This is a genomic window from Nonomuraea sp. NPDC004186 (assembly GCF_053603495.1).
Window position 1 is genome coordinate 1 of sequence record NZ_JBSGFQ010000127.1, and the last position, 26,256, is coordinate 26,256.

Genomic DNA, 26,256 nt, shown 5'->3' on the forward strand with positions numbered 1-26,256 from the left:
CCGCGTCCGTGGTCATCGCCACCGTGATCGTCACCTTGGACGCCGGGTCGGCCACGTCCGTCTTCGGCCACGTCAGCCTCCCAGCGCGAGGGCAGCACCACCACGTCGGCGGCGGCGTACCAGGGCCGGACATCGGCCGCGCCGCCGGCGAAGTGAACGCCGGGCACGGCCCGCGACCGCAGCGCGCGCAGCATCGGGCCGTCACCGACGATGGCCAGCCGGGCCCGCCCGTCGCGGGCGGCGACGCGCTGCCAGGCCGACAGCAGCAGGTCCTGGCCCTTCTGGCGGGTGACCCTGCCCACGCAGACCGCCAGCGGCGTGTCCTCGGCGATGCCGTGGCGGGCGCGCGCCTCGGCCCGCTCCTGCGGCCCCGCGGGCCTGAAGCGGCGCAGGTCCACGCCGTTGCGCACCACGACGAGGTCGCCGGGCACGCCGTACCGTCTGGCCAGCGCGGCTTCGCCCTCGCCCACGCAGATCACCCGGTCGGCCCAGCGCGCGGCCAGCCGTTCCCAGGTCAGCGCCGCGGCGGCGACGGCGCCCCGGGCGGCCAGCCAGGACCAGCCGTGCGGCTGGAAGAGCGTGGGCACCCGGCCCCTGAGCGCGGCCCGGCCCGCCAGCCCGGCCTTGGACGAGTGCAGGTGCACCGCGTCGGGGCCGAACTCGCGCACGATCCGCCGCAGCCGCGCCGCCTGGACGACGTCGCCGAGCCCGGGCGCGCGGCCGGCCGTCCAGTCCAGCCGGGGCACGCCCAGCCGGTCCAGCTCGCCGGCCAGCGGGCCGGCCAGCACATCGGGCGGGGGGCAGGCGACCGCGACGCGCCAGCCCCGCCGTGCCTGGTCGGCGGCGGCCATGGCCACGTACGCCCCCACGCCGCCCTCCACCGGCTGCGTGACGTGCAGGACCCCCGGTCTCACCGCCATGCCGAGACCTTCGCCGCCAGGCGCGGGCAGCGCCTCTTCAGCAGTTCCTTGCCCGTCTTGCTCACGCCCGCCAGCGCGGCGTAGGCGGCCGCGCGGGAGCCGCGCCCGAGCATCACCCGCCGGTTGACCACCGCTTCGGCCTCCCACCTGGCCTTGTGCGGCTCGGCGCCGCGCAGCATGCTGAGCACGGGCTTGCCCAGCCGGTGCGTCAGCTCCAGGTTGGTACGCAGCAGCATCGTGACCAGGTCCACCCGGGCCCGCAGGTCCGGGTGGACCCCGTACAGGTAGCCGCCCACGAAGTCCTTGCCGATCACCGCGAAGTCGCAGGCCAGCAGCCGCCCGTCCACCCGGTACTCCCACAGCGCCCCGTGGTTCTCCGCCACCAGCGCCTGCGCGGCCCCGGCCAGGTGGTCCAGGAAGCGCGGCTGCGTGTGCTGGGCGTTGATCCCCCGGCTCTTCCACTGCATGGTGTGCAACCGCAGCAGCTCGGCCGTCGACGCTCTGACCCGGTCCGCCTCGACCGTCGTCACCGACACGTTCAGCGCGTCGAGCTTGCGCAGCGCGGCCCGCACATGCTGGGCCCGGCGGCTCTGGAGCCCGGCGAGGACCTGCTCGATGGGTTGTCCGGGCAGCTGGAGGCAGGTGGAGGCGGGCAGCGTCCAGGCCCTGCCGTCCCAGATCTCCGCCAGGCGGCGGATCGCCGAGCCGGGCCGCGCCTCGGGCAGGTCGATGACGTCCCAGCCCGGCTGGGCGAGCAGCCCGGCGCGCAGCTCGCGCAGGCCCGCGTCGCCCTCGGAGTCGTCCACCACGATGTCCGTGAAGTCGGACTGCCCTCCGCCGACGGGTGTCAGCACCCGGCAGCCGAGCCGGTGCTCCAGCCTGAGCGGCGCGGCCGCGACCAGGCGTCCGTCCCGGTGTGCCAGGAACACCCGCAGCCGCCCCGGGGTCCCGTAGACCCGCCACCAGGAGCTGAGCCAGCCGTACGACTGGAACGGCGTGGCGGCCGAGCTGCGCGCGTACAGATCCGCCCATTCCGCCGACAGCGCGGCCAGCTCCGCGCCCTCCCTGACGACCCGCAGCGTGAGCCCCGCGCGCGAGGTCCCCTGCCGGGCGGCCCTCACGCCGGCGCTCCGGTCAGCGCCGCCGGCTCCGGCCGCGCCTGAGGGCGGGCCTGCGGCGCGGCCAGCCGGACGAGGCCGGCCGCCAGGGCCGCCCCGCAGGCGCCGATGGCCACGCTGATCAGCGGCAGCGGGGACGAGGGGCGCAGCGGAGGCACCGCCGAGGCGAAGGGCACCAGCCGTACGCGGGTGTCGGCGGCATGGGCGTTGGCGTAGGCGATCAGCGCGGCGGCCGCCTGGTTGACGCGGTCGGCGGCCTCCCGCGCGCCGGTCGCCACGGAGGTGAGCCGCACCAGCGGGGCGTCGGGCGAGGCCGCGGCCCGCAGGCTGTCCGGCTCGTCCGCGGCGCCGACGAGGAAGCCGGGATGGCTGGATATCCGTGCGTAGGCGGCGGCGAACCCGGCCGCCTGCGCCGGGTCACCGCCGGCCACCGCGACGTAGGCCTCGGCGGCGTAGACGGTGTCGCGGGCCAGCGCGTAGGCCACCCCGCCCAGCGCCCCGAGCGCCAGGGACAGCGGAAGCCACCATCGCACGAGCAGGCCCGTGATGCGGACCCAGGTCCATGTCATCGTCACTCCTCGGTGGGTTCGGCGCCCAGCAGGCGCAGGTAGAGCCGCTCCAGCTGGTCCGCCTGGCGGCGGACGTCGTAGAGCCGGACGGCATCGGGCGGGGACAGCCTGAGGGGCGGGTGGGCGGCGAGGCCGGACAGCTCCGCGGCGAGCCGGTGCGGCTCGACACGCCGTGCTCCCGGGGCCGAGCCGGGCGGCAGGTCCTCGACGGCCGGGCAGGCGTCGTACAGGACGGGCAGGCCGGCCGCGAGCGCCTCGACGACGGCCACCCCGAACGTCTCCTCGACGGAGGGCGCGGCCAGCACGTCCATCGCCATCATCAGGGCCCCCACGTCGGGCGACTCCCCCGCGAAGATCACCCTGTCCCCGGCCCCGGCCTCGCGGGCCAGCTCCCGCAGCCGCGGCTCGCAGGAGCCGGAGCCGACCAGGAGCAGGACGGCGTGTTCGAGCGGCGGCAGCGCCCTGATCAGCGTGTCGAAGCGCTTGCTCGGCTCAAGGCGGCCGACGCCGCCGATCACGAACGCGTTCTCGGGCAGGCCGAGCCGCTCCCGGGTGCGCCGGCGCAGGGCTGCGTCGAAGCCGAAGGCCTCGCCGTCGACGCCGTTCGGGACCACCGCGATGCGCGAGCGGGGGACGCCCCACCTCGACAGCCGGTCGGCCACCGTCGGCGAGACGGCCACGGTCAGGTGCCCGAGCAGCTCGCTGGCCAGGTACAGCGCCCTGATCGAGCGGGTCAGGCGGCGTCCCTCCACGTGCTCGTGCCCGATCGAATGCTCGGTCGCCACGATCGCCGGCACGTTCGCCAGCCGCGCCGCCAGCCGGCCGTACACGCAGGCGCGGTACAGATGGGTGTGCACCACGTCGTAGCGGCGCCCGCGCATGAGCCGGGCCAGCCGCCCGACGGCGCGCAGGTCCCTGTTGCCGCGCATGCCGACGTGGTGGACGGGCACGCCGGAGCCCTCGATGGCCTCCGCGACCACCCCGTGCCCGGTGAGCACCGCGACCTCGCACCGGGCCCGCAGGTACGGCAGCAGGGCCCGCAGCTGCTGCTCCGCGCCGCCCGCGGCCAGGCCGGTGATGACGTGCAGGACCTTCACCAGCCCCACCGGACCCGGTGCCGCGCCCGCTTGGCGTGCAGCCGCAGCGCGCCGTCCCGCTCGCCCACGTACGTGCGCGGCAGCGCGTACGGGCCGGTGAGCTCGGACTTCCAGATGGCGCAGGCGTAGGAGTAGCCCGTCTCGCGGACGGCGGCCAGCTCGCGGGCGTTGACGTGCCCGTACGGGTAGCAGAACCCGCTCACCTGGCGGCCCAGCAGGTCCTCCAGCGCCGCCTTGCTGCCGGCCACCTCGTGGTGGAGCTCGTCGTCGCGCAGCCCGGACAGCGAGTAGTGCCCGGCCGAGTGCGAGCCGATCTCCATGCCCTGCCGCGCGGCCCAGCGCAGGCCCTCGGTGTCCATGAGCCGCTTGCGCGGGGAGCCGGCGTCCCAGGCGTTGTGCTCGCCGATCAGGCCGGTGACCACGAAGACCGTGGCCGTGAAGCCGTACTTGCGCAGGACGGGCACGACCTCGCTGAGGAAGTCGCCGTACCCGTCGTCGAAGGTGAGCCCGACCAGACCGCGCGTGCTCCGGGCGCGCGTGAGCTCGAGCATCGAGACCCCGCTCAGGCCGCGCCGGGCGAGCCAGCGCATCTGCCGGGCGAAGCGGTCGGGCGAGACCGTGACGTGAAGCGGGTCGCTGTCGTATTTGTCCACGGAGTGGTACATGAGCACCAGCGGCATCGCGGTCATGAGCGACCTCGCATCCTGATCAAGTGGGTGATCTTGGTGGTGTCGGTGAGCGTGGCCGTGGCCCCCGAGAGGGCCGCGACAGCGGAGAAGGTGACGGCGATCGCGGCGCCGGTCGAAGCCAGGGCGATCGGCGGCGGCAGGCCCGCCAGCAGCGTCCGTGCGCCCCACCCCGCTCCGACGGCGGCCGCGGTGGCCAGCAGCAGGCCGCTGAGCGGGACCAGCGCCGTGTGGGCGGGCAGCGCGAGGGCCTGCCGCCGCAGTCCCGCGAGCAGCAGCGCGGCGGTCAGCGAGATCCCGGCCGCGTTCGCCGCGGCGATCCCCGTCACGCCCCACTCCGGGCGGGCCAGCACGACCGTCGCGGCCAGCCCCGCGCCCATCGCGAGGGCCGGGTACCAGGACCCGCGGGCGCCGCAGAAGTAGACGCGGCAGACGACCCCGACCACGGCCTGGCCGAGCAGCCCCAGCGCGTACACCCGCATGATCCGCGCGGTGGCGGCGGTGTCGGCCTCGGTGAACGCGCCGTACTGCAGCAGGAGGGCCACGACGTCCGTGGCGCAGACGAGCAGCGCCGCGGTGGCGGCCAGCACGATCGCCGCGGCGCTGACCAGGTCGTCGGCGAGCCTGCGCCGCGCCCGCGCGGTCTCGCCCGCGGCGAGCGCGCGGGCGAGCTGCGGGAAGCTCACGGTCGCCACGATCAGCGACAGGACCATCGGCACCTGGGCGATCTTCTGCGCGTAGTTGAGGTGCGAGATCGATCCTTCGGCCAGCTTCGAGCCGACGAACCTCTCGACGAAGACCTGGCTCTGGCGGACGAGCGTGAAGACCGCGACCGGCAGGAAGGCGATCATCGGCAGCGCCACGCCGCGCGTGGGCCACAGGGGCACCCCGAAGCGCCGTACGAATGCCGGGACCTGGGCCAGCACCATCCCCGCCCCGCCCGCGGCCACCCCGATCGCGGCCGCGTACGCGCCCTGGTCGCGCAGGGCCCACACGCAAGTGACGATCCCCAGGTTGTAGGCCACGTAGATGGCCGCCGGCGGCGCGAACGACTGGTGCGCCCGCAACGCCGCGCTCAGGTACCCGGCCAGCCCGAACGTCAGGATCGTCACCGACGCCACCCGCATGCAGTCCACGGCGAGGTCGGCCCGCCGGATACCCGGGGCGAGCACCTCGACCAGCCACGGCGCCCCCGCGACGGTCAGCGCGGTCAGCACCAGCAGCCCGAGGCACAGGTACGGCAGCGTCGACGACGCCAGGCCCCTCAGGTCCTCGCCCGCCTCCATCGCCCGGCTGAACAGCGGGACCAGCACGAACGCCATCGCCCCCTCGATCAGCAGGGGCGCGGCGGTCTCCGGGATCGTCCAGGCGACGAGGAACGCGTCGGTGCCGGCGTCGGCGCCGAAGAACCGGCCCAGCAGCAGGTCGCGGACGAAGCCGAGCAGCGAGCCCAGCGCGGTCAGCAGGATGGTGACGCCGACGGCCCGCGCCATGGGCGAGGTGGCCGGTGAGGTGGACGTGGTCATCGCGCCACGCCCAGCGCGACCGGGGCCTCGCCGGCCCATCCCGTCGCCGGGGGCCGGGCGACGAGCGACAGGACCAGCCCCAGGACGACGGACATGACCACGGTCGAAGGTCCGCCGACGTCGCCGTAGAGGAAGTCGATGCCCTGCCAGGCCAGCAGCCCGGCCGCGGCCGGCACGGCCGCCCGCACGGCCCACCAGGCCATGGATCCGAGGCACGCGCCCAGCGCGGCCAGCCCGAGCAGGCCCTGCTCGCTGAGCGTCAGCAGGTACATGTTGTGCGGGGAGAGCAGCGGCATGCGCTGGAAGCCGTTCACCGGGTCGTCGGTGTCGCTGCCGGACGACAGCTCGATTGGCGCGTAGGCGTCGCGCAGCTCCGCGAACCTGCGCGGCCCGGCCCCTGTCAGCGGGTGGTCCAGCCAGATCCTCGTGGCGGTGAGCCACAGGCTGTAGCGGTCGCTCACCGACTGGTCGGGGTGGGAGACGACGGAGGTGATGGAGGCCAGCCGCCGCCCCAGCATGTCCGGGTCCGAGCCCGCGCCCGGGCCGAGGACCAGCACGGTCGCCGCCGCGGCTCCGAGCAGGATCACCCTGGCCAGCAGCGCCCGGCTGTGCACGAAGAGCACGACCAGCGACGCGCCCAGCAGGGCGAGCCAGGCGCCGCGGCTGAGCGACAGGGCGAGCGGCACGCAGAGCAGGGCGGCGCCGCCGAGCGCGGCGGCCCGGCGCCCGCCGCGCCAGGCCAGGCCGGCCGCCAGCAGGACGAGCACGCCGTAGCTGACCACGCTCGCCATGCCCATGATGTCGAGCGCGCCGAAGGTGCCGACGGCCCGTACCCGCTCCCCCGCGTACGACGCGCCGGTGCCGGTGACCGCCTGGACGCAGCCGATCAGGCCCTGCAGGGCGGCCGTCCCGACGAGCGCCCCGCCCACGATCAGGGTGTCGGTACGGTCCCGGACCGCCACCAGGACGGCCAGCGGGACCAGCACGAACACCTGGAGATACCGGACGTAGCCCGGCATGCTCGTCAGGACGTCGGGAGAGGCCAGCATCGCGATCCCGGCCGCGCCCGCGACCGGAGCGAGCACCAAGGCACGGGCGGGCACCACGGCGGAGGCGGCGGCCACGGCACGAGCAGGCAGCGCGGCACCGGCAGGCGCCGGGTCGCGGGCGGACAGCGGGCGGGTCAGCCGGTTCGCGAGCGCGACGGTCACCGCGATGGCGACCAGCACCAGCGAGGCCACGTCGGCGGCCGTGACCTGGACGCCGGAGGACAGGTCCTGGCGGCCCGCCGGCAGGCAGATCAGGAGCACGGTGGCGGCGGCCGCCAGGCTGGGCCGCCGGAAGAGAGCGCGCATGCCTAGCCCCCGCCCGGCCGCAGCAGGGACCAGACCGTCTGCAGCATGATCTTGAGATCCGCCCGGAGGGTCCACCCGTCGATGTAGTGGTTGTCGAACCGGACGCGGTCCTCGATCGAGGTGTCGCCGCGCAGCCCGTGGATCTGGGCCCAGCCGGTGATGCCGACCGGCATCCGGTGGCGCAGGCCGTAGCCCGGGATCGTCCTGGAGAACTCCTTGACGAAGTGCGGGCGTTCGGGCCGCGGGCCGACGATGCTCATGTCCCCTCTGAGAACGTTCCAGAGCTGGGGAAGCTCGTCGAAGGAGGCCTTGCGCAGCAGCCGGCCCACCGGCCCGATCCGGCTGTCGTGGGCGATGCTCCACAGGGTCTCGGATTCGAGCGCGTCGGTCGGCTTCAGCGTCCGGAGCTTGATCAGTTCGAGCGGCTCGTCCCGGTAGCCCACGCGCCGCTGCCGGAACAGCACCCCGGGGCCGGTCTCCAGCCGGATCAGCGCCGCGCAGAGCGCGAGGATCGGCGCGCTGACGATGAGTCCGGTCAGCGCGACCGCGATGTCCAGGGCCCGCTTCAGCGGCCAGGCGAGGCCGCGCTGCGCCTCCGGGCGCATCCGCACGAGCGGGAAGCTGCGTACGTGCTCGCGCAGCGTCACGAAGTCGATGATGAGCTCGCCCAGGTCGGGCGCGAGGTAGACGTCGCAGCCGAGCGACCTCGCCGTTCTCGCGATCGACTGCTGGCCCTGCCCGGCGATGACCACCGCGCGGACCCCGTGGGCCTGGACGACGCGGACGACGTCGCCGGGCCCGCCGAGCACCGGGACGCACGGGTCCTCGCCGGGCGTCTCGTCCAGGAAGCCCAGCGGGAGCAGGCCGTGCTCGGGATAGGCGAGCAGGTTGCGCGCCAGCCCGTGACCGTGCGGCCCCGCGCCGACCACCAGGGTGGGCGCGGCCCTGCCGCGCCGGCGTGCCCGGCGGACCAGGAAATACAGGACGCTTCTGCCGCACACGGCGAGGAAGGTGAAGAGCAACGCGACCAGGGCGACCACGATGAGCGATGCCGTCTCCCGGAACGCGATGAGCGCGCCCACGAGTCCAGCCCCGGCGAGCCAGAAGCCCCGGTCCAGGCTGGAGGGCAGGACGCGCGGCGCGTACACGTGGCCGAGGCCTCCGACCACGACGACCAGGATTCCCGCCAGCGTGATGCGCGGCACGGCCTGGCCGGCGTTGGCCGCGGCGAACGCCATGCAGATCAGATCGATGCAGATCAGGCCAAGTGGCTGGACAGCCCTCCAGAGCCCTGACCTCTGCCGCCCTCCCCACCGCCTGACCCAGCGGTGGCCCCCAACACTAACAGCCACTACTTCTCCGGAATAAACTAGTTTGACTGGATCGACAGTGAAACTGTCGATCTAATCCCCCCAAAAAGCTAATAGTCTCCCTTCAGGCAATTTGCCACCCCATATTTCCGTAGCAAGGTTTTTCCTACGGAATACGCGAACAATCGCCCAACGAAGCCTTGAGCGTAGCCGCGCGCCTCGCGGAAATCGAGAACGTCACGGGCTTGGAGTCCTTGTTGTCGCGCAAGTTTTCATTGGTCCAGCGTTGGCGATATGGAGGTGGTTACCGGGTTTAAGGTCAGCTTTGGGCAGAGAGCCCGAATTGAGAGGGATGTTCCGGGGGGTGTCCGGATCCGGGGAGCCCGTTCGTCATGCTGGTGACAGCACGACACGCAAGGAGCGATCGATGAAGTACATGATGTTCGTCTGCACCGACGCGGAACCGGACACGGACTCGACCGGCAGCGAGGACATCGAGAAGTGGGTGGCCGACAACGACGGCCGCGGCCGGCGGCTGGACGGCAACGAGCTGGGGCCGGTGTCGGCCGCCACGACGGTCCGCGTCCGCAACGGCGAGCTCCTGGTCTCCGACGGGCCGTTCGCCGAGACCCGGGAGGTGATCGTGGGCTACGACATCCTCGAGTGCGCCCATCTCGACGAGGCGATCGAGGTGGCGCGGGCGCACCCGATGGCCCGGTACGGGCGGCTGGAGCTGCGGCCGTTCGCCGGCCAGTGACGAGGGGACGCCCGGCACGGCCCCCCGCGGCGGCACAGCCCGCCGCGGGGACCCGCGCGGAGCCCGACGAAGGAATCGGCGCGCGGACCGTCGCGGAGGCCGTTGCGGCGGTCGGTGCGGACTCCTACACCAGGATCGTCGCCACCCTGATCCGCGTCACCGGCGACTGGACGCTCGCCGAGGACAGCGCCCAGGAGGCGCTCGCGCAGGCCCTGGAGAGGTGGCCGCGCGACGGCGTGCCGGACAACCCCGGCGGCTGGCTCATGACCGTCGCCCGCAACCGCGCCACCGACGTGCTGCGCCGCGCGTCCGTCGAGCGCCGCAAGCTGCACGAGCTGGCGGATCTCACGCTCACCGCCCCGGCCACGGACGACCCGGAGGAGGAGGTCGTGGACGACCGCCTGCGGCTGATCTTCACCTGCTGCCACCCCGCGCTGGCCCTGGAGTCACGGGTGGCGCTCACGCTGCGAACCGTCTGCGGGGTGCCGACCGCCGACATCGCCCGGGCGTTCCTCGTCCCCCACGCGACCATGACGCGGCGGCTGACCCGGGCCAAGACGAAGATCGCGGACGCGCGCATCCCGTACCTCGTCCCGAGCGGCCCGGCGCTGGCCGAGCGCCTGCCCGGCGTGCTGGCGGTCCTGTACGTGCTCTTCACCCGCGGCTACGACCCCGACGGCGAGCCGGGCTTCGCCGACGAGGCGGTCCGGCTGGCCCGCCTGCTCCACCGGCTGCTCCCGGACCAGCCCGAGGTCGCCGGCCTGCTGGCGCTGTTCCTGTTCCAGCACTCCCGGCGCGAGGCCCGCCGCGACGGACAGGGCAACCTGCTCACGCTCGACAAGCAGGACCGCACCCGCTGGGACCGCGCGGCGATCCGCGAAGGGCTGGAGACGCTGGCGGCGGCGCCGGCCGACGGCCCCTACGTCCTGCAGGCGCGCATCGCCGCCTGTCACGCGACCGCGCCGGACTCCGGCGCGACGGACTGGCGGGCCGTCGCCCGCTGGTACGACGAGCTCGTGGAGATCCACCCCTCACCGGTGATCGCCCTCAACCGCGCCGTGGCCCACGGCTACGCGCACGGCCCGGCGACCGGGCTGGCGCTGATCGACCAGGTGCTCGCCACCGGCGCGCTGAAGGACTACCCGCTCGCCGTCGCCGCGCAGGCCGACCTCACGGCCCGCCTCGGCCACCACGACCACGCCGCCGCGCTGTTCCGCCAGGCGGCCGCCCTCCTCGGCCCGGGAGCCGAACGGCGCGCCCTCCTGGAACGCGCCGACGACCTCACGAACCCCGCGCCCGGTTAGCAAAGCGGGACCCGCACCCGAGACGTCGCTCCCGCCCGGCCGGCCGTCACATGTAGTCGTTCTTGAGCAGGCGATCGAGCTTGATGCCCAGATCGAGCAGCTCGGACCGCATGGCGTCGAACTCCTGCGCGATCTCGGCCCGGACGCTCGCGAACTGGTCGGCGATCAGCGTCGGGACGTAGTCCTCGTCGCCCCCGGCGGGCGTGGCGCGGTAGGCGTTGATCTCCCGCCGGATGGCCGCGATCTCGACGTCGACGGCCGCGAACTGCTCGATCGTCTCGGTGCGGGCCATCGACGTCTCGGCCTTCATGGCCGCGAGCTGCGTCTCCAGGCGCTTGGCGCGGTCGTTGATCTCACGGAGCAGGTCCCGCTCCCCGCCGCTCCCCGGCCTGGCCTCGCCGAGCCGGTCGCACGCCTCGAGCCCATCGACACGGAGCTTCAAGTCGCGAATCTCCGCCTGTACGTCCACGGGTTTTACCTTTGCGCTCGCTGATGGTGCGACCGCCCCGATGACGACCGCGTTTGGTCACCATATGGTTGCAGCCGGTGAGTGATTTTGGCCAGACCTCGAAGAAATCGGGGTCGATTCTTTGCCCTGCCGCCCGGCAAGGGTGTCAGCGGCGGTCCTCGATCTCCCAGAGGTGGTCGATGACGTGCCAGGCGATGCGGCGCAGCGCGTAGCGGGGCGGCCAGCCGGTCGTCTGGGGCGGCTCCCAGGCTCGGGACAGCACGTCGGCCAGCTCCGCCCGCATCGCGTCCCGGTCCCCGGGCTCCTTGTACGGCTTGTGCCGCACGTCCACCTTCCTGGCGAAGGCGCGCTCGGCCTCCTCCACGTGCCTGACGACCCCCGACAGGTCGCGGCCGCCTCCGCGCGGGCCCTTGCGCAGGTCCTCGGGCGAGGTGGCGGCGGTCTCGTCGAACAGGGCCCAGGCCGCCCGGAGGAGGGCCACGCCGCGGGCCGCCTCGGATGCCGGCACGGGCTCCTGGTCCAGGTCGGGGACGGCGTACGGGGCGCCGAAGTCCGTGATGTCGCTGCCCGGGACGCGGGCCACGACCACCGGGTCACCCGGCGAGAACTCCAGCCCGGCCCGGGCGGCCACCGCGCCGTACCGGGGGACGTACTCCATGAGCAGGTCGAGGGCCGCCTCCTCGCCCTTGGCGACCCGGCACCAGCCGGGCCAGTCGAGCGAGCAGGCGAACGCCTTCTTCGGGCCGATCTCCAGGTAAACGCGGGTCATGGCGTCCAAGGGTGCCACCCGTACCTGTCAGAACGGGTCAGGTTCAGATGAGGTCGATGAGGTCGGCGACCGAGTCGACCACCAGCGAGGGACGGTAGGGGAAGCGGTCGATCTCGTCGCGCTGGGTCACGCCCGTGAGGACCAGGATCGTGAACAGGCCCGCCTCCATGCCCGACACGATGTCGGTGTCCATGCGGTCGCCGATCATGGCGGTCGTCTCGCTGTGGCCCTCGATCTCGTTGAGGGCGCTGCGCATCATGCGGGGGTTGGGCTTGCCCACGAAGTAGGGGGCGACGCCGGTGGCCTTGGTGATGAGGGCGGCCACGGCGCCGCAGGCCGGCAGGGAGCCCTCGGTGGAGGGGCCGATGGGGTCGGGGTTGGTGGCGATGAAGCGGGCGCCGCCCTCGATGAGGCGGATGGCCCGGGTGATCTGGGTGAAGCTGTAGGTGCGGGTCTCGCCGAGCACGACGTAGTCGGGGTCGAGGTCGGTGAGCACGTAGCCGACCTCGTGCAGCGCCGTCGTCAGGCCCGCCTCGCCGATGACGTACGCCGAGCCGCCCGCGCGCTGGTCGTCGAGGAACTGGGCGGTGGCCAGCGCGGAGGTCCAGATGGACTCGGGGGGCACCTCGAGGCCCGCCCCGGCCAGGCGCGCCGACAGGTCGCGCTGGGTGTAGATCGAGTTGTTCGTCAGCACCCTGAACTTCTTGTCCGACTCTCTGAGCCGCTTGATGAATTCGTCCGCACCGGGGATCGGACGACCCTCGTGGACGAGAACGCCGTCCATGTCGGACAACCAGGAGTCGATCCGTTTACGCTGAGTCACACGCACATCGTACCGAGCGCGCCTTATCGACTTCCCGCCCGGTGGATGAACAATGTTCTTCATGTCCTTCACTGAATCCGCCCGTGACATGCGGGACGAACTCATCCAGCTCAGGCACTCGTTGCACACCACCCCGGAGCTCGGCCTGCACCTGCCGCGCACGCAGGAGAAGGTCCTGGCCGCGCTGGACGGGCTGCCGCTGGAGGTGAAGACGGGCACCGCGCTCAGCTCCGTCACCGCCGTGCTGAGGGGCGGCAGGCCGGGCCCGGCCGTGCTGCTGCGCGGGGACATGGACGCGCTTCCCGTGGCCGAGAAGAACGACCTGCCGTACGTCTCCCAGCTCCCCGGCCAGATGCACGCGTGCGGCCACGACCTGCACACCGCGATGCTGGCGGGGGCGGCGCGGCTGCTGAGCGCGCGACGGGAGGAGCTGGCCGGTGACGTCATCTTCATGTTCCAGCCGGGCGAGGAGGGTTACGAGGGCGCCAAGCACATGATCGCCGAGGGTGTGCTGGACGCGGCGGGCGCGCGGCCCGTGGCGGCGTACGGGATGCACGTGGTGTCGGCGATGTTGCCGCCGGGGCTGTTCGCGTCGCGGCCGGGGCCGATCATGGCGGCGGCGGACACGTTCCTCGTGACGGTCAAGGGGCGCGGCGGGCACGGCTCCAGCCCGCACCGGTCGCTGGACCCGATCGCGGCGGGCTGCGAGATGGTGACGGCGCTGCAGACCATGGTGACCAAGGGGTTCGACGTGTTCGACCCGGTCGTGGTGACGGTGGGCAGCTTCCACGGCGGGTCGGCGGACAACGTGATCCCCGACGAGGCCAGGTTCGAGGCCACGGTGCGCACGTTCAGCAAGGACAACCGGACGAAGGTCAAGCGCAGGCTGGTGGAGGTCGTGCAGGGCATCGCGGCGGCGCACGGGCTGGAGGTCGAGGCGTCGTTCGGGATGGGCTACCCGGTGACGGTGAACGACGACGGCGAGGCGGCGTTCGTGGGCAAGACCGCCGACGAGCTGTTCGGGCCGGGGCGGTATTTCGTGTCGCCACAGCCCATCATGGGCTCCGAGGACTTCTCGTACGTGCTGGAGGAGGTGCCGGGCGCGTTCGTGTTCCTGGGGGCCTGCCCGGCGGACCGCGACCCGGCCACGGCGCCCTACAACCACTCCCCCGAGGCGGTCTTCGACGACTCCGTCCTGGCCGACGGCGCCGCGCTCTACGCCACGCTCGCGCACGCCAGGCTGTCGTGACCATGCGGGCGTGGGCCGTGGCCGAGCCGGGGCCGATGGCGACGCGGCCGCTGGAGCCGGTCGAGCGGGACGTGCCCGAGCCGGGCCCGGGCGAGGTGCTGGTACGGGTCGAGGCGTGCGGCGTGTGCCGTACCGACCTGCACCTGGCGGAGGGCGACCTCCTGCCGCGCCGGCCGCGTACCACGCCCGGTCACCAGGTCGTCGGGCGCGTCGAGGGCACGGGCGAGCGGGTGGGCGTGGCCTGGCTGCGCTCGACCTGCGGCGCGTGCAAATACTGCCTGAGGGGCACGGAGAACCTCTGCCCCTCCTCGGCCTACACGGGGTGGGACGCCGACGGCGGTTACGCCGAATACCTCACCGCACCCCGCGACTACGTCTATCCGCTGCCCGCCGACGTGCCCGCCGAGCGGCTGGCGCCACTGCTGTGCGCCGGGATCATCGGCTACCGGGCGCTGCTGCGCTGCGACCTGCCGCCGGGCGGGCGGCTGGGGATCTACGGGTTCGGCGCCTCGGCGCACCTGACCGCGCAGGCCGCCATCGCCCAGGGCGCGGTCGTGCACGCGGTGACCAGATCCGCGGCCTCCAGGGCGCTCGCGCTGGAGCTGGGAGCCGCCTCCGCCGGGGACGAACCGCCGGAGCCGCTGGACGCGGCCATCCTATTTGCGCCGGTAGGTACCCTGGTTCCAGCAGCGCTCGAAGCGCTCGACCGTGGCGGCACGCTGGCCATCGCCGGCATCCACCTGACGGACGTGCCCGTCCTGAACTACGACAGGCACCTCTTCCAGGAGCGCACACTCCGCAGCGTCACGGCCAACACCAGGGCAGATGGGCGTGCCTATCTGGAGCTGGCGCTGGCGCACCCGCCACGCGTGACGACGAGCCTCTACCCGTTCGGGCAGGCCGCCCAGGCGCTCACCGATCTGGCAAACGACCAGGTCAGAGGGGCTGCCGTCTTGGTAATGGAATGACGTTTTACTTGACGGCGCTTAGCTCCACTCCGCACACTGATGAAGGAAAGTTACATTAGCCTCACAACCTCTGGAGATTATTGACGCGGATCAGGCACGATCGTAGTGTCCGGTCAATCCCTGCAGAGATCTTCGACAGGTCCGACATCTCCCCGGAGCGGCAAATGAAACGACTGGCAGCGGTAGTAGCGTTGCTGGGCCTTGCCACCGCGACAGCGGCGTGCAGCGGTGGTTCCACCAACAGTTCCGGCGGCTCGGGCGGCGGGGGCGGGCTCTTCACCACGATCGACGTGCTCAAGCCCGGCCTCGACGCGAGCGGCCCGGCCAACCCATGGGCGCCCAAGGGCAACTCTTTCCTGGGTTACAACGCGATGAAGCTGGGCTGGATCAAGAACCACCTGACCGACCCGAACCAGTTCTACCCAGGTATCGCCGCCAGTTGGGAGATCGCTCCCGACAACTCCTCGATTACCCTCCACATCCAGCCGAACGCCAAGTGGTCCGACGGCAAGCCGGTGACGGCCGACGACGTCAAGCTCTCGCTCGGCCTGGCCTCCACCACCGGCAGCACCGCGTTCGCGGTCACGCCGGGCGCGGCGGGCGTGGCGTCCGACGTCCAGGTGGTCGACCAGAAGACCGTCAAGGTCTCCCAGGACATGAAGAACCCGAGCATGAAGTTCGCTCGCGGCATCATGGACAACTGGGTCGTACCCGCGCACGTCTGGAGCAGCCTGCTGCCGGCCGACTTCTGGGACAAGCTGAAGGCCGCCAGGGAAACCGGCGCCGACGCCGACAAGGCCCGCGAGGAGATCCTCGCCATCGGCCAGAAGGTGCTCGCGTTCGCGCCGCCGAAGGACGTCTCGGCCGGCCCCTTCACGCTGGAGCGGGTCAACCCCGGCGAGGCGCTGCTGGTCAAGAACAAGAACTTCTTCAACGCCGCGAACGTCGCGCCGGCCCAGGTGAAGCTCCTCAACTACAACGGCAACGAGCAGATCTGGAACTACCTGAGCGCGGGCAAGCTCGACCAGGCCGGCTTCACCGCCATGCCTTCCGACGTCATGACCCGGATCAAGAACGCCCCCGGCTCCAACGTCATCAGGGGCTTCTCGCCGGTGGCCGTCGGCATGGGCTTCAACCAGTCGAAGAAGCCGTACGACAACGTGCACGTGCGGCGCGGCCTGGCCTACCTGATCGACCGTGACCAGGTGACCAAGGTGGCCTCGCCCGAGGGCGGCACGCCCGCCGTGACCACCTCCGGCATCCACCAGAAGCCGGCCCAGGAGTGGATCGGCTCCGAGCTGGCGAGCCTGAACCCGTACAAGCACGACGTGGCCAAGGCGGAGGAGGAGTTCAAGGCGGCCGGTCTGAAGAAGACGGGCGGCAAGTGGACGCTGGCCGACGGCTCGCCGTGGAAGGTCAGCATGCGCGCGCCCGCGACGTTCTCCGACTGGATCTCCGCCGAGGAGAACATCAAGAGCCAGCTCATCGCGGGCGGTGTTGACGCCGAGGTCGTGACCGTCGCCGACTACCCCGTCTACCTGGAGGAGCTCGCGGCCGGCAAGTACGACGTCGGCTTCTGGCTGATGGCGCTCGGCCCCGCGCCGTACGACATCTTCCAGCGCCTCTACGGCGCCTCCAACGGCTGGACCAACGTCGCCGGCAAGGTCGCGCACAGCGCGCCCGGCAAGGGCGGCAACTGGATGGGCAGCGCGGAGGAGATCGACGTCGAGGGCGTGGGCAAGGTCAACCCGGGTGAGCTCACGGCCAAGCTGAACGCGGCCGCCCCCGAGGAGGCCAAGCCGATCATGGCGCAGCTCGCCAAGACGGCCAACCAGGACCTGCCGGCGATCCAGCTCTGGGACTACGTGAACACGCAGTTCACCAACACCAGCCGCTTCACCGGCTGGCCGGAGCAGGACAGTGACCTGCTCCGCCTGAACGCCGGCGTCTGGATCCAGCTGGGTCTCATCAAGGCGAAGCAGTAGAGAAGAGCCTATGGTAGTAATCGCACGGCGACTCGCGGGCCACCTGGCCCGCGGGGTCGTCATGATCCTCGTCGTAGCCACGATCAGCTTCTTCATCGTCAGGAGCATTCCCGGCGACCCGGTGGCCGCGAACGTCCAGAAGCTGATCCAGCAGGGCATGGATCAGCAGGCAGCCGAGCAGGCGACGCGCGTGCTCTACGGGTTCCAGCCCAGGGGTTCGCTGTGGGAGCAGTACGTCCAGTACATGTCGGGCCTGCTCCGCTTCGACCTGGGCCAGTCGATCACCCACGCGGGCGCGCCGGTCACCCAGGTGCTGGGCGAGGCGGCCAAGTGGACCGTTCTACCGGTGCTGGTGGGAACGCTGCTCAGCTTCCTGGTCGGCATCGTGATGGGCGTCTACGCGGCCATCAAGCGCTCCGGCAAGCTCGGCGACGTCCTGGCCGTCTCGGGGTCGCTGCTGCACGGCGTCCCGCAGTACGTGCTGGGGCTGCTGCTCAGCGCCGTCTTCGCGACGCTGATCCCGATCCTGCCGGGCGACGGACCCGTGGACATCCTGTTCGAGCCCGGGTTCAACGCCGACTACATCGGCTCGCTGGCCCAGCACGCGGTGCTGCCGGTGCTGACGTACGCGCTGGCGTCCTACGGCGGATGGATCCTGGCGATGAAGTCGAGCGTGGTGACGGTGCTCGGCGACGACTTCATCCTGGCGGCGGAGCTGCGCGGGATGAAGCGGTCGATCATCTTCAGGTACATCGCGCGCAACGCGATCCTGCCGCTGTTCACGATCCTCGCGCTGTCGCTCGGCCTGCTGCTCGGCGGCGCGGTGTTCATCGAGCGGATCTTCAACTACCCGGGACTCGGGCTGTTGCTGCTCGACAGCATCACCATGCGTGACTACGCGCTGATGGGCGGGGCGTTCCTGCTGATCACGGTGTCCATCATCGTGGCGAACATCGTCGCCGACCTGTTCTACTCCGCGATCGACCCGCGGGTCCGCAGCGGGGAGGAGGTGTCGTCATGAGCGTCCTGCTCGAGAGCTCTTCGACCAGCGCCGCCATGCGCCGCAACTTCTGGGCGGGCGTCTGGCGGGTGATGAAGCGCAAGCCCAGCCGCATGGTGGGCGTGGTGCTCGTGCTCGGGTTCGTCTTCATGGGCGTGTTCGGGCCGATGTTCTACCCCGCCCAGCTGCCCCTCGACCCGACCCAGATCACCAAGCCGCCGAGCTGGGAGCACTGGCTCGGCACCGACGACCAGGGCCGGGACGTGGTGGCCCTGGTGGTCACCGGGTCGCGGTACGTGCTGCTGGCCGCCCTGGTGACCGCGGTCATCACCGTGGTCGTGGGCACCGGCATCGGGCTGTTCTCCGGCTTCAAGCGGGGCCGCTGGGACAACGTGCTCATGCGGCTCACCGACATGAAGCTGACCATCCCCGGCCTGCCGCTGCTGCTGGTGCTGTCCACGGTGTGGAAGTTCAGCAGCGCGATCCAGATGGGCCTGGTGCTGGGGCTGCTCGGCTGGGGCGGCGTGGCGCGGGCGGTGCGCTCGCAGACGCTGTCGCTGCGCGAGCGGGGCTTCATCGAGGCGGCGCGCGGGCTCGGACTGCCCACCAGGCACATCGTGGGCAAGGAGCTGCTGCCGAGCATGGCGCCGTACATCGCGATGAACATGCTCATCGCGGTCACCGGCGGCGTCTACGCGCAGGTCGGCCTGTTCTTCCTGGGCGTGCTGCCGTACGAGTCGAACAACTGGGGGCAGATGCTCAACACGGCCGTGTTCCGTTCCGGCGCGCTCCAGGTGCCGAGCGCGCTGGGCTTCCTCATCGGGCCGCTGCTGGCGATCCTGTTGCTGACGCTGGCCATCGTGCTCGTGGTGGACGCCATGGACGAGATCTTCAACCCCCGGCTGCGAGAGGAGTAGGCGTGACCGAGCGAAGCGAGGGCACCATCGGATACAGCGCTCCGAGTCAGGTGGCCGGAGGCCGCCTGACTCAGACAGCGCCGGGAGTGCGCATCGACGGCCTCACGGTCGTCTACAAGACCCCCGCGGGCGAGCTGCCCGCCGTCAGGGACGTCAACCTGACCCTGGAGCCGGGCTCGATCACCGGCATCGTCGGCGAGTCCGGTTCGGGCAAGTCGACGATGGCCCTGTCGCTGCTCAACGCCGTCCAGCCCCCGGGCAGGATCTCGGCGGGCAGCGTCGAGATCGACGGGCTCGGCGACGTGGTCGGCCTGAAGGGCGAGCACCTGCGCAAGGCCAGGGGCAAGCACATCGGGTACGTCTTCCAGGCCGCCCAGAACTCCCTGAACCCGCTCAAGACGGTCGGCAAGCAACTGCTCGACCTGGGCCGCTCGCACGGCGTCGAGGACCTGCGCGGCCTGGTGCGCGAGGCCAAGGAGCTGCTGTCGCGGATGGGCCTCGACGGGGCCCGGGTGCTCGACTCGCACCAGCACGAGCTGTCCGGCGGCATGCGGCAGCGGGTCGGCATCATGCTGGCGCTGGTCCTCAACGCCCACCTGGTGGTGCTGGACGAGCCGACGACCGCCCTCGACATGATCACGCAGGCGAACATCCTGAAGATCGTCCGCGAGGTGCACGCGGAGCGCGGCCTCACCACCCTCGTCATCACGCACGACATCGGCGTGGTGGCCGAGGTCGCCGACCGGCTGGCCGTCATGTACGGCGGGCGGCTGGTCGAGCAGGGCCCCACCAGGGAGGTGCTCGGCGCGCCGCGGCACCCGTACACCAGGGGCCTGATCCAGGCCATCCCCCGGCTCGTCGGCGACATCGACGAGGCCAGGGCGCTGCCCGGCCGGCCGCCGACGCTGGCGACCGTGCCGAAGGAGGGGTGCGTGTTCAGGGAGCGCTGCGCGCTGCGCATGGACGTCTGCGACACCGTCGATCCGCTGGCGGTCGCCGACGGGTCGCGGGTCGTGGCCTGCCACGCCGTGACCGCGAACGTGAAGGAGCACGCATGATCACTGGGACCGGCGTCGTCAAGACGTTCAAGCAGCGGGGAAAGATGCTCGGCGCCCGCGAGGTGCGCGCGCTGCGCGGCGTGGACTTCGCGATCCCGAAGGGCGGCGCGGCCTCGTTCATCGGCGAGTCCGGGTGCGGCAAGACCACGCTGGGCCGGATCATCGCCGGGCTGGAGACGTACGACGAGGGCGAGATCCTGATCGACGGCGTCTCCATGTCGCCGCTCAAGCAGAAGCAGCGCCAGCCGCACTTCCGCAAGATCCAGATGATCCACCAGGACCCGTACTCGGCCCTGAACCCGACCAGGACCGTCCACCAGACCCTGTTCGCCCCGCTGTCCCTGCGGGCCGGGCAGACCGGGCGGTCGCGGTCGTGGGTCGAGGAGCGGGCGGCCGAGGTGCTGTCGCTGGTCGGCCTCGACCCGGGCACCGTGCTGTCGCGCTACCCGCACCAGCTGTCCGGCGGCATGCGGCAGCGCGTGGTCATCGCCCGCGCGCTGACCGTCGACCCGGAGATGCTCGTCGCCGACGAGGCCGTCTCCATGATCGACGTGTCGCTGCGGCTGGGCATCCTGGCGCTGCTGAAGGACCTGCGCGAGCGGCTCGGCGTGAGCGTGCTGTTCATCACGCACGACGTGGCCACGGCCCGCTACATCGGCGACGACGGCGAGCTGTACGTCATCTACCGCGGCCAGGTCGTCGAGCGCGGCGCGGTGGACACGGTCATCGCCGACCCCGTGCACCCGTACACGCAGTCTCTGCTGTCGGCGATCCCGGTGCTGCACGGCCTGGAGCTGCCCGGCGAGCAGCCGGTGACGCCGCTGGAGTCGCTGGATGAGAGCCAGTCGGACGAGGGCTGCCTGTTCGCCCGCCGCTGCCCGTTCAGGGGCGAGCGGTGCACGAGCGAGCGGCCGCTGCTGCAGCTGACGGAAGGGGTGCCGCAGGAGCACGCGTGCTTCTACCCCGAGCGCCGCAGCGTGATCGCCCGCCCGATGAGCGAGGTGTGATGTCCCACGCCGTGCGGACCTTCACGTCCGCCGCCGGATCCATTGACGGGGCCGGGGTAGCCGAGGCGGCCGAGGTCGCCGCCGCCGCCCTGACGCTGGACGCCGCCGAGGCCGCCGGCCTGGTCGGCTACCTGTCGCGCCCGCCCGCGGAGCGGCGCTGGAGCGCGCTGGCCACCGACGGCGGCGTGGTGATGGCGTCCGTGTCGGGCACGGATCCGGCGGTGGGGCACATCGACCTGCTGGCCGTGCACCCCTCCGCGCAGGGACAGGGGCGCGGGCGGGCGCTGGTGCGGGCCGCCGAGGAATGGCTGAAGGGCCAGGGCGCGCGGCAGTCGCGCTTCGCCGGCAACCCGCCGTGCTACGTCTGGCCGGGCATCGACGTCCGCTACACCGCGGCCGCCTGCCTGGCCGAGAGCCTCGGCTACCACCGCTACGACGTCGCCTGGAACATGACGGCCGACCTGAGCGCCGACCTGTCCGTGGAGGACGACCTGGAGCGGCTGGAGCGCTCCGGCGTGCGCGTGCACGCGGCCGGCGACACCGCGGACCACCCGGCCCGCGCGCACGTCGCCGCGTTCGTCCGTGAGCAGTGGAACGAGCGCTGGGCCTGGGAGGCCGCCCACGCGGCCGGCCTGCACTACGCCGAGCGCGACGGTCACGTCCTGGGCTTCGCCGCCTGGGGCGCCCGGCCGGGCTGGTTCGGGCCCATGGGGACCTCCCCGGACGCCCGCGGGCTCGGCGTCGGACGGGTGCTGCTGCGCAGGTGCCTGGCCGACCAGCGGGCCGCTGGACAGTCCAGCGCCCAGATCGGGTGGGTGGGGCCGTTGCGGTTCTACTCGCACGCCGTGGGCGCGCGAGCGGAACGCGTCTTCTGGCTCTACCGGCGCGATCTGGTGTGATGTCAGTCGTAGATGAGTCGTCCTTCCGGCTTTCCCGGCGGCGGGCACAGGCCCCGGGGGTCCTCGCCGGCGTCCAGGCAGCGGGTCAGGGTGTCGGAGCCCCACAGGTGGTCCATGAAGAGGTCGGGGCCCCACCAGCGCAGGTCGTCCGGGTAGAGGGTGCGGGCTGCGTACAGCATGGACAGGCCCGTCAGGACGGGCCTGAACGCCTCGCGGTCGTGCACGTGGAGCTGGACGCCGCGCACGGCGACGCCCGCGTGCTTGTGGAACGTGGGCATGAACCACGTCTCCCTGAACCGCACGCCCGGCAGGTCCAGCGCGGCCAGCGCCGGGGCGAACCGCTCGTCGGCGTACGGGGCGCCGATCAGCTCGAACGGCCTGGTCGTGCCGCGCCCCTCGGAGAAGTTCGTGCCCTCGAAGAGGCCCGTGCCGGGGTAGACCAGCGCGGTGTCCGGGGTCGGCATGTTGACCGAGGGCATCACCCACGGCAGCCCCGTCTCGGCGAAGGTCATGTCGCGCCGCCAGCCCTCCATCTCGATCACGCGCAGCTCCACGTCGAACCCGAACAGCGTGGCCAGCTCCCCGGCCGTCCTGCCGTGCCGAACGGGCAGCGGGAAGCGGCCCACAAAGCTCGCGAACGCCGGGTCGAGCGCCGGCCCCTCCTGGACGGTCCCGCCGAGCGGGTTGGGCCGGTCCAGGACCACGAACCTCAGCCCGAGCCGGGCGGCCGACGCCATCAGGTCGTACATCGTCCAGACGTAGGTGTAGAAGCGCGTGCCCACGTCGGCGATGTCGAACACGAGCGTGTCCACGCCCGACCCCGCGATCGTCCGGTCGAGCGCCTCGCCCTCGAGCTTGTGCGTGTCGAAGACCGGCAGCCCGGTCCTCTCGTCCACCGTGTCGGCCTCGCTGCCGGCCGCCTGGGCGGTGCCGCGCATGCCGTGCTCGGGGCCGAACAGGGCCGTCAGGTTCAGTCCTGCGGCCAGCAGCGCGTCCGCGGTGGGGGTGAGATCGGGCAGGACTCCGGTGGGGTTCGTGATCAGGCCGAGGCGGGTTCCGCCCGCGAGGGCGGTATCCACGGCCAGCCGTTCGGCTCCGATGCGTACGTATGGCATGAAAGCCATTGTCTGAAAGATATTTACAAGTGTGAAGGAGAGGGTGGAAATTAGCGTCATGATTGATCCGCTACCCGAGCTGTCCACCGAGCAGAGCGATCCCCGCTACAGCCAGATCGACCGGCTGCCGACCGAGCAGATCGCCCGGCTCATGAACCAGGCCGACGCCGCCGTGCCCGCCGCCGTCGCGGTGGTCATCCCGGCGATCTCGGCCGCCGTCGACGCGATCTCCGCCAGGATGGCAGAGGGCGGCAGGCTGCTTTACGTCGGGGCCGGCACGTCCGGGCGGCTGGCCGTGCTCGACGCCAGCGAGTGCCCGCCCACGTTCGGCACCGATCCGTCGCTGGTGCAGGGCATCATCGCCGGCGGGCCCGAGGCGCTCACCCGATCGGTCGAGGGGGCGGAGGACGACGCCGAGGCCGGCGCCGCCGCGTTGAAGGACCTGGAGGTGGGACCGCTCGACTCGGTGGTGGGCGTGTCCGCCAGCGGCCGGGCTCCTTTCGTCCTGGGCGCGCTGGCGGAGGCGGCCTCCCGGGGCGCGCTCACCGTCGGCCTGTCGTGCAACGACGGCGCGCCGCTGTCGGCCGCCGCCGAGCACGCGATCGAGGTGGTCGTGGGACCCGAGGTGGTGACCGGCTCGACCCGGCTCAAGGCGGGCACGGCCCAGAAGCTCGTGCTCAACATGATCTCCACGATCTCAATGGTCAAGCTCGGCCGTACCTACGGCAACAAGATGATCGAGATGTCGGCGATGAACAACAAGCTGGCCGGGCGCGCGCTGCGCATGGTCAGCGACATCACCGGCGCCGACCTGGAGACGGCCGAGACCGCGCTGGACGCGGCCGGCGGGCAGGCGAAGATCGCCGTGCTGATGATCCAGCACGGGCTCGACGCGGAGGGGGCACGAGCGCTGCTGGAGTCACACGGGGAGCGCCTCAGCGACGCGCTGAGCGGCTGAGGGGAACGGGGATGACCGACCGGCTGGGGGCGGTCCTGGCGGGCGCGGTGCCGCGCGTGTGCGCCGCCGCGGTCGCGCTGATCGCCGTGGACGGCTCCGTGGCCGCCGCGGCCGCCACCGGCGAGCTCGTACGCTACGCCGACGCCGAGGGGACCCTGGCCGCGGAGCGCCCGCCCGCCGGCCGCGACTCGATCTTCGACCTGGCCTCGATCAGCAAGCTCTTCACCACGGCCGTGCTGCTCTCGCTGGCCGAGGAGGGCGCGATCGGCCTGGACGAGCCGGTGGCCGCCTGGATACCGGGGCACGACCCGAGGGTCACGCCGCGCCGCCTGCTCACGCACACGGCGGGCCTGCCCCCGACCCGCCGCATCGACCTGGAGCTGCCGGGCGCGGACGCCTCCGAACGCATGGAGGCCATGCTGCGCACGCCGATCGCCCATCCGGTCGGCGGCCCGTACCTCTACAGCGACGTCGGCCTGGTCATCGCCGGCCGGGTCGCCGAGCTGGCGGGCGGCGCGCCGCTCGACGCGCTGGTCCGCGCCCGGGTCACGGACGTGCTCGGCCTGCCCGACACCGGCTACCGGCCCGCCGCGCCGTCGCGGGCCGCCCCCCTTGCGCAGGCCGCTTTTGCGCGGGTCGCCGCCACCGAGTGGAAGCCGGAGCGGACCGGGCCGGGCTGCGTGCGCGGGGAGGTCCACGACGAGACGGCGTACGCGCTGGGCGGCGTGGCGGGGCACGCGGGGCTGTTCGCCACGGCCGGGGACCTGCTGGCCTTCGGCGAGGCGCTGCGGCTGGGCGCAATCCGGCAGGGCGGGGCCGTACTGCGCCCGGGGAGCGTGGCCGAGATGCTGCGCGACCAGGGCGCCGAAGGGGCCGCCTTCCGGCACGGGCTGGGCGTGCGGATCGGCGACCCGGCCATCGTGGGGCCTCTGACCGGCGCCTTCGGGCATTCCGGCTTCACCGGAACCTCGCTGGTGGTCGATCCCGCCCGCGGGCTGACCGTGGTGCTGCTGACGAACGCCGTCCACCCCGTACGCGGGCGGGACGGCATCCGCGAGCTGCGCCACGCGGTGGCCGGGGAGGCGCTGCGACTGCGCGAGCTCCAGCCCCTGACGTAGCCTGCAGGTATGTCCGTCCAGCTGAACCACACCATCGTGCAGGCGAAGGACAGGGACGAGACCGCCGCGTTCCTCGTGGACGTCCTCGGCCTGGAGCCCGCGCCCGTGTACGGACCGTTCCGCGTCGTCTCGCTCGGCAACGACGTCTCGCTCGACGTCGTCCAGGCGGGTGAGGCCGTGGTGCCGCAGCATTACGCGTTCCTGGTCGGCGAGGAGGAGTTCGACCAGATCTGGGACCGGATCAAGAGCCGCGGCCTGACGTACTGGGCCGATCCGCACCACACGCAGCCGGAGCGGATCAACACCCACGACGGCGGCCGCGGCCTCTACTGGTCCGACCCCAACGGCCACAACCTGGAGATCATCACGGTCCCGTACGGCGGCTGGGGCTAGGGCGCCAGCGCCTCCAGCGCCTCCTCGGCCCGGCGCATCGCCTCCTCGGCGTCGAGCGTGACGAACTCGCGGTCGAAGTTGAGGTCGTGGAAGACGTCCGTCACGCCACTGGCGGCCAGCGCGTCCACGTCGCTCCTGATCTTGTCGTACGTGCCCGTCAAGGGCCGGTCGCCGGCCGCCCGGACCTGCGTGACGCCGCGGCAGACGAACCGGAACGCGGCCGCGTCGCGCCCCGACTCCGCCAGCGTCTCCTTGATGAGCCCCACCCGCGCGGCGATCGCGGACAGGTCCTCCCTGCTGGAGCTCACCCACCCGTCGGCCAGCCGGGCGGCGCGGCGCAGCGCGACCTCGGCGGTGCCGCCCAGCAGGATCGGCGGCGGCCCCGGCACGGGCTTGGGGTCGATGTGGGACGGCGGCACCCGGTAGAACTCGCCGCGGTGCTCGACCACGTCGTCGGTCCAGGCCTCGCGCAGCACCTCGACGAACTCCTCGCCCCTGCGCCCCCGCCGCTCCATGCCGACGCCCGCCGCCTCGAACTCCTCCGGCAGCCAGCCCAGCCCGAGCCCCGCCGTGAGCCGCCCGCCGGACACGGTCTGGAGCGTGGCCAGCTGCTTGGCCAGCACGACCGGCTGCACGTACGCGTTGACGACGGCCACGCCGAGCCGGATCCGCTCCGTCACGCCCGCGAGGTGGGCCAGCGTGATCAGCGGGTCGTGCACGCTGCGGTACGTCGGCCCCATCGGGTGCCCGACCGGGTACAGCAGGCGCTGGAACGTCCACAGCTCGTCGTAGCCGAGCTCCTCCGCCCGCCTGGCGACGCGGCGCATGTTCGCCGGGGTCGCCCATGGGCCTGACTGGGGCACTGCGAAACCGATCCTCATGACCC

The 26,256-nt window shown here is 72.4% G+C and carries 26 protein-coding genes; 13 read left to right on the plus strand and 13 right to left on the minus strand.

Translation table 11 applies throughout. From position 1 onward, the window contains the following. The 8 genes from ACWEPL_RS54625 to ACWEPL_RS54660 all read right to left on the minus strand — a co-directional run. Window positions 1-920 (minus strand): glycosyltransferase (locus ACWEPL_RS54625; protein WP_452441255.1); only part of this gene is annotated, 920 nt, incomplete at its 3' end. After that, entirely contained in the window at window positions 911-2,041 is a 1,131-nt protein-coding gene (locus tag ACWEPL_RS54630) for a GNAT family N-acetyltransferase (RefSeq protein WP_363964136.1), read from the minus strand. The genes ACWEPL_RS54625 and ACWEPL_RS54630, both read right to left, overlap by 10 nt. Further along, window positions 2,038-2,607, minus strand: coding sequence for a hypothetical protein (locus ACWEPL_RS54635; protein ID WP_363964134.1), 570 nt, complete (start codon window positions 2,605-2,607; stop codon window positions 2,038-2,040). Before ACWEPL_RS54635 ends, ACWEPL_RS54630 begins: the two co-directional genes overlap by 4 nt. A 2-nt stretch (window positions 2,608-2,609) precedes the next feature. Further along, window positions 2,610-3,704, minus strand: a complete 1,095-nt coding sequence (locus ACWEPL_RS54640; protein WP_452441257.1) for a glycosyltransferase — start codon at window positions 3,702-3,704, stop codon at window positions 2,610-2,612. After that, on the minus strand, window positions 3,701-4,393 hold the full coding sequence (locus tag ACWEPL_RS54645) for a polysaccharide deacetylase family protein (RefSeq protein ID WP_363964130.1): 693 nt from the start codon (window positions 4,391-4,393) through the stop codon (window positions 3,701-3,703). The genes ACWEPL_RS54640 and ACWEPL_RS54645 overlap by 4 nt, the downstream gene beginning before the upstream one ends. Then, on the minus strand, window positions 4,390-5,916 hold the full coding sequence (locus ACWEPL_RS54650) for a lipid II flippase MurJ (RefSeq protein WP_452441258.1): 1,527 nt from the start codon (window positions 5,914-5,916) through the stop codon (window positions 4,390-4,392). The genes ACWEPL_RS54645 and ACWEPL_RS54650 overlap by 4 nt, the downstream gene beginning before the upstream one ends. Continuing rightward, complete coding sequence (locus tag ACWEPL_RS54655; RefSeq protein WP_452441260.1) at window positions 5,913-7,271, minus strand: O-antigen ligase family protein; 1,359 nt, start codon at window positions 7,269-7,271, stop codon at window positions 5,913-5,915. The genes ACWEPL_RS54650 and ACWEPL_RS54655 overlap by 4 nt, the downstream gene beginning before the upstream one ends. A 2-nt stretch (window positions 7,272-7,273) precedes the next feature. Continuing rightward, window positions 7,274-8,509 carry a sugar transferase gene (locus ACWEPL_RS54660; RefSeq protein ID WP_452441261.1) on the minus strand — a complete coding sequence of 412 codons (1,236 nt, stop codon included), beginning with the start codon at window positions 8,507-8,509 and terminating at the stop codon, window positions 7,274-7,276. 499 nt (window positions 8,510-9,008) lie between these two features. Here ACWEPL_RS54660 and ACWEPL_RS54665 point away from each other — a divergent pair, with 499 nt between their 5' ends. After that, on the plus strand, window positions 9,009-9,338 hold the full coding sequence (locus ACWEPL_RS54665) for a YciI family protein (RefSeq protein ID WP_185073265.1): 330 nt from the start codon (window positions 9,009-9,011) through the stop codon (window positions 9,336-9,338). Continuing rightward, window positions 9,335-10,642 carry an RNA polymerase sigma factor gene (locus ACWEPL_RS54670; protein WP_452441263.1) on the plus strand — a complete coding sequence of 436 codons (1,308 nt, stop codon included), beginning with the start codon at window positions 9,335-9,337 and terminating at the stop codon, window positions 10,640-10,642. Before ACWEPL_RS54665 ends, ACWEPL_RS54670 begins: the two co-directional genes overlap by 4 nt. A gap of 46 nt (window positions 10,643-10,688) precedes the next feature. Here ACWEPL_RS54670 and ACWEPL_RS54675 read toward each other — a convergent pair whose 3' ends face one another. From ACWEPL_RS54675 to ACWEPL_RS54685, 3 genes are all read right to left on the minus strand, one after another. Further along, complete coding sequence (locus tag ACWEPL_RS54675) at window positions 10,689-11,084, minus strand: hypothetical protein (RefSeq protein ID WP_363964120.1); 396 nt, start codon at window positions 11,082-11,084, stop codon at window positions 10,689-10,691. 172 nt (window positions 11,085-11,256) lie between these two features. After that, window positions 11,257-11,880 carry a hypothetical protein gene (locus ACWEPL_RS54680; protein WP_452441264.1) on the minus strand — a complete coding sequence of 208 codons (624 nt, stop codon included), beginning with the start codon at window positions 11,878-11,880 and terminating at the stop codon, window positions 11,257-11,259. A gap of 43 nt (window positions 11,881-11,923) precedes the next feature. After that, window positions 11,924-12,703 carry an HAD-IIA family hydrolase gene (locus ACWEPL_RS54685; RefSeq protein ID WP_185073261.1) on the minus strand — a complete coding sequence of 260 codons (780 nt, stop codon included), beginning with the start codon at window positions 12,701-12,703 and terminating at the stop codon, window positions 11,924-11,926. A gap of 61 nt (window positions 12,704-12,764) precedes the next feature. Here ACWEPL_RS54685 and ACWEPL_RS54690 point away from each other — a divergent pair, with 61 nt between their 5' ends. The 8 genes from ACWEPL_RS54690 to ACWEPL_RS54725 all read left to right on the plus strand — a co-directional run bounded on the left by ACWEPL_RS54690 (window position 12,765) and on the right by ACWEPL_RS54725 (window position 21,786). Further along, window positions 12,765-13,952 carry a M20 metallopeptidase family protein gene (locus tag ACWEPL_RS54690; RefSeq protein WP_452441266.1) on the plus strand — a complete coding sequence of 396 codons (1,188 nt, stop codon included), beginning with the start codon at window positions 12,765-12,767 and terminating at the stop codon, window positions 13,950-13,952. Between the two features lie 2 nt (window positions 13,953-13,954). After that, window positions 13,955-14,920 carry a zinc-dependent alcohol dehydrogenase family protein gene (locus ACWEPL_RS54695; RefSeq protein WP_452441272.1) on the plus strand — a complete coding sequence of 322 codons (966 nt, stop codon included), beginning with the start codon at window positions 13,955-13,957 and terminating at the stop codon, window positions 14,918-14,920. 164 nt (window positions 14,921-15,084) lie between these two features. Continuing rightward, window positions 15,085-16,905: an ABC transporter substrate-binding protein gene (locus tag ACWEPL_RS54700; RefSeq protein ID WP_363964114.1), complete on the plus strand. Its 1,821-nt coding sequence runs from the start codon at window positions 15,085-15,087 to the stop codon at window positions 16,903-16,905. A 10-nt stretch (window positions 16,906-16,915) separates the two neighbouring features. After that, on the plus strand, window positions 16,916-17,926 hold the full coding sequence (locus tag ACWEPL_RS54705) for an ABC transporter permease (protein ID WP_363964112.1): 1,011 nt from the start codon (window positions 16,916-16,918) through the stop codon (window positions 17,924-17,926). Continuing rightward, window positions 17,923-18,822 carry an ABC transporter permease gene (locus ACWEPL_RS54710; protein WP_363964110.1) on the plus strand — a complete coding sequence of 300 codons (900 nt, stop codon included), beginning with the start codon at window positions 17,923-17,925 and terminating at the stop codon, window positions 18,820-18,822. The genes ACWEPL_RS54705 and ACWEPL_RS54710 overlap by 4 nt, the downstream gene beginning before the upstream one ends. A gap of 2 nt (window positions 18,823-18,824) precedes the next feature. Beyond that, window positions 18,825-19,880, plus strand: a complete 1,056-nt coding sequence (locus ACWEPL_RS54715; RefSeq protein WP_363964108.1) for an ABC transporter ATP-binding protein — start codon at window positions 18,825-18,827, stop codon at window positions 19,878-19,880. Then, window positions 19,877-20,887, plus strand: coding sequence for an ABC transporter ATP-binding protein (locus tag ACWEPL_RS54720; protein ID WP_363964106.1), 1,011 nt, complete (start codon window positions 19,877-19,879; stop codon window positions 20,885-20,887). Before ACWEPL_RS54715 ends, ACWEPL_RS54720 begins: the two co-directional genes overlap by 4 nt. Further along, window positions 20,887-21,786 (plus strand): GNAT family N-acetyltransferase, encoded by a 900-nt coding sequence (locus ACWEPL_RS54725; protein ID WP_449892054.1) that lies wholly within the window; start codon window positions 20,887-20,889, stop codon window positions 21,784-21,786. Before ACWEPL_RS54720 ends, ACWEPL_RS54725 begins: the two co-directional genes overlap by 1 nt. A gap of 2 nt (window positions 21,787-21,788) precedes the next feature. Here the strand turns inward: ACWEPL_RS54725 and ACWEPL_RS54730 are convergent, their stop codons facing one another. Further along, window positions 21,789-22,910, minus strand: a complete 1,122-nt coding sequence (locus ACWEPL_RS54730) for an exo-beta-N-acetylmuramidase NamZ family protein (RefSeq protein ID WP_350726665.1) — start codon at window positions 22,908-22,910, stop codon at window positions 21,789-21,791. 49 nt (window positions 22,911-22,959) lie between these two features. Here ACWEPL_RS54730 and murQ point away from each other — a divergent pair, with 49 nt between their 5' ends. Genes murQ through ACWEPL_RS54745 form a run of 3 tightly spaced genes read left to right on the plus strand, consistent with a single transcriptional unit; the run spans window position 22,960 to window position 25,370 of the window. Beyond that, window positions 22,960-23,859, plus strand: a complete 900-nt coding sequence (gene murQ / locus ACWEPL_RS54735; RefSeq protein WP_350726664.1) for an N-acetylmuramic acid 6-phosphate etherase — start codon at window positions 22,960-22,962, stop codon at window positions 23,857-23,859. A gap of 11 nt (window positions 23,860-23,870) precedes the next feature. Beyond that, window positions 23,871-24,977 (plus strand): serine hydrolase domain-containing protein, encoded by a 1,107-nt coding sequence (locus ACWEPL_RS54740; RefSeq protein ID WP_452441267.1) that lies wholly within the window; start codon window positions 23,871-23,873, stop codon window positions 24,975-24,977. A 9-nt stretch (window positions 24,978-24,986) separates the two neighbouring features. Beyond that, window positions 24,987-25,370, plus strand: coding sequence for a VOC family protein (locus ACWEPL_RS54745; RefSeq protein WP_350726660.1), 384 nt, complete (start codon window positions 24,987-24,989; stop codon window positions 25,368-25,370). Here ACWEPL_RS54745 and ACWEPL_RS54750 read toward each other — a convergent pair. Beyond that, a complete protein-coding gene (locus tag ACWEPL_RS54750; protein WP_452441268.1) occupies window positions 25,367-26,251 on the minus strand; it encodes a TIGR03619 family F420-dependent LLM class oxidoreductase in 885 nt (294 codons plus the stop codon). The genes ACWEPL_RS54745 and ACWEPL_RS54750 overlap by 4 nt on opposite strands. Window positions 26,252-26,256: the final 5 nt, after the last annotated feature.

What these genes read in the sequence shown, in the direction of transcription:
- ACWEPL_RS54635 (WP_363964134.1), bottom strand. Translation starts at nt 2,607, where the DNA reads ATGACATGGACCTGGGTCCGCATCACGGGCCTGCTCGTGCGATGGTGG.
- ACWEPL_RS54645 (WP_363964130.1), bottom strand. Translation starts at nt 4,393, where the DNA reads ATGACCGCGATGCCGCTGGTGCTCATGTACCACTCCGTGGACAAATAC.
- ACWEPL_RS54650 (WP_452441258.1), bottom strand. Translation starts at nt 5,916, where the DNA reads ATGACCACGTCCACCTCACCGGCCACCTCGCCCATGGCGCGGGCCGTC.
- ACWEPL_RS54655 (WP_452441260.1), bottom strand. Translation starts at nt 7,271, where the DNA reads ATGCGCGCTCTCTTCCGGCGGCCCAGCCTGGCGGCCGCCGCCACCGTG.
- ACWEPL_RS54660 (WP_452441261.1), bottom strand. Translation starts at nt 8,509, where the DNA reads ATGGCGTTCGCCGCGGCCAACGCCGGCCAGGCCGTGCCGCGCATCACG.
- ACWEPL_RS54665 (WP_185073265.1), top strand. Translation starts at nt 9,009, where the DNA reads ATGAAGTACATGATGTTCGTCTGCACCGACGCGGAACCGGACACGGAC.
- ACWEPL_RS54680 (WP_452441264.1), bottom strand. Translation starts at nt 11,880, where the DNA reads ATGACCCGCGTTTACCTGGAGATCGGCCCGAAGAAGGCGTTCGCCTGC.
- ACWEPL_RS54690 (WP_452441266.1), top strand. Translation starts at nt 12,765, where the DNA reads ATGTCCTTCACTGAATCCGCCCGTGACATGCGGGACGAACTCATCCAG.
- ACWEPL_RS54695 (WP_452441272.1), top strand. Translation starts at nt 13,955, where the DNA reads ATGCGGGCGTGGGCCGTGGCCGAGCCGGGGCCGATGGCGACGCGGCCG.
- ACWEPL_RS54700 (WP_363964114.1), top strand. Translation starts at nt 15,085, where the DNA reads ATGAAACGACTGGCAGCGGTAGTAGCGTTGCTGGGCCTTGCCACCGCG.
- ACWEPL_RS54705 (WP_363964112.1), top strand. Translation starts at nt 16,916, where the DNA reads ATGGTAGTAATCGCACGGCGACTCGCGGGCCACCTGGCCCGCGGGGTC.
- ACWEPL_RS54710 (WP_363964110.1), top strand. Translation starts at nt 17,923, where the DNA reads ATGAGCGTCCTGCTCGAGAGCTCTTCGACCAGCGCCGCCATGCGCCGC.
- ACWEPL_RS54720 (WP_363964106.1), top strand. Translation starts at nt 19,877, where the DNA reads ATGATCACTGGGACCGGCGTCGTCAAGACGTTCAAGCAGCGGGGAAAG.
- ACWEPL_RS54725 (WP_449892054.1), top strand. Translation starts at nt 20,887, where the DNA reads ATGTCCCACGCCGTGCGGACCTTCACGTCCGCCGCCGGATCCATTGAC.
- ACWEPL_RS54730 (WP_350726665.1), bottom strand. Translation starts at nt 22,910, where the DNA reads ATGGCTTTCATGCCATACGTACGCATCGGAGCCGAACGGCTGGCCGTG.
- murQ (WP_350726664.1), top strand. Translation starts at nt 22,960, where the DNA reads ATGATTGATCCGCTACCCGAGCTGTCCACCGAGCAGAGCGATCCCCGC.
- ACWEPL_RS54740 (WP_452441267.1), top strand. Translation starts at nt 23,871, where the DNA reads ATGACCGACCGGCTGGGGGCGGTCCTGGCGGGCGCGGTGCCGCGCGTG.
- ACWEPL_RS54745 (WP_350726660.1), top strand. Translation starts at nt 24,987, where the DNA reads ATGTCCGTCCAGCTGAACCACACCATCGTGCAGGCGAAGGACAGGGAC.
- ACWEPL_RS54750 (WP_452441268.1), bottom strand. Translation starts at nt 26,251, where the DNA reads ATGAGGATCGGTTTCGCAGTGCCCCAGTCAGGCCCATGGGCGACCCCG.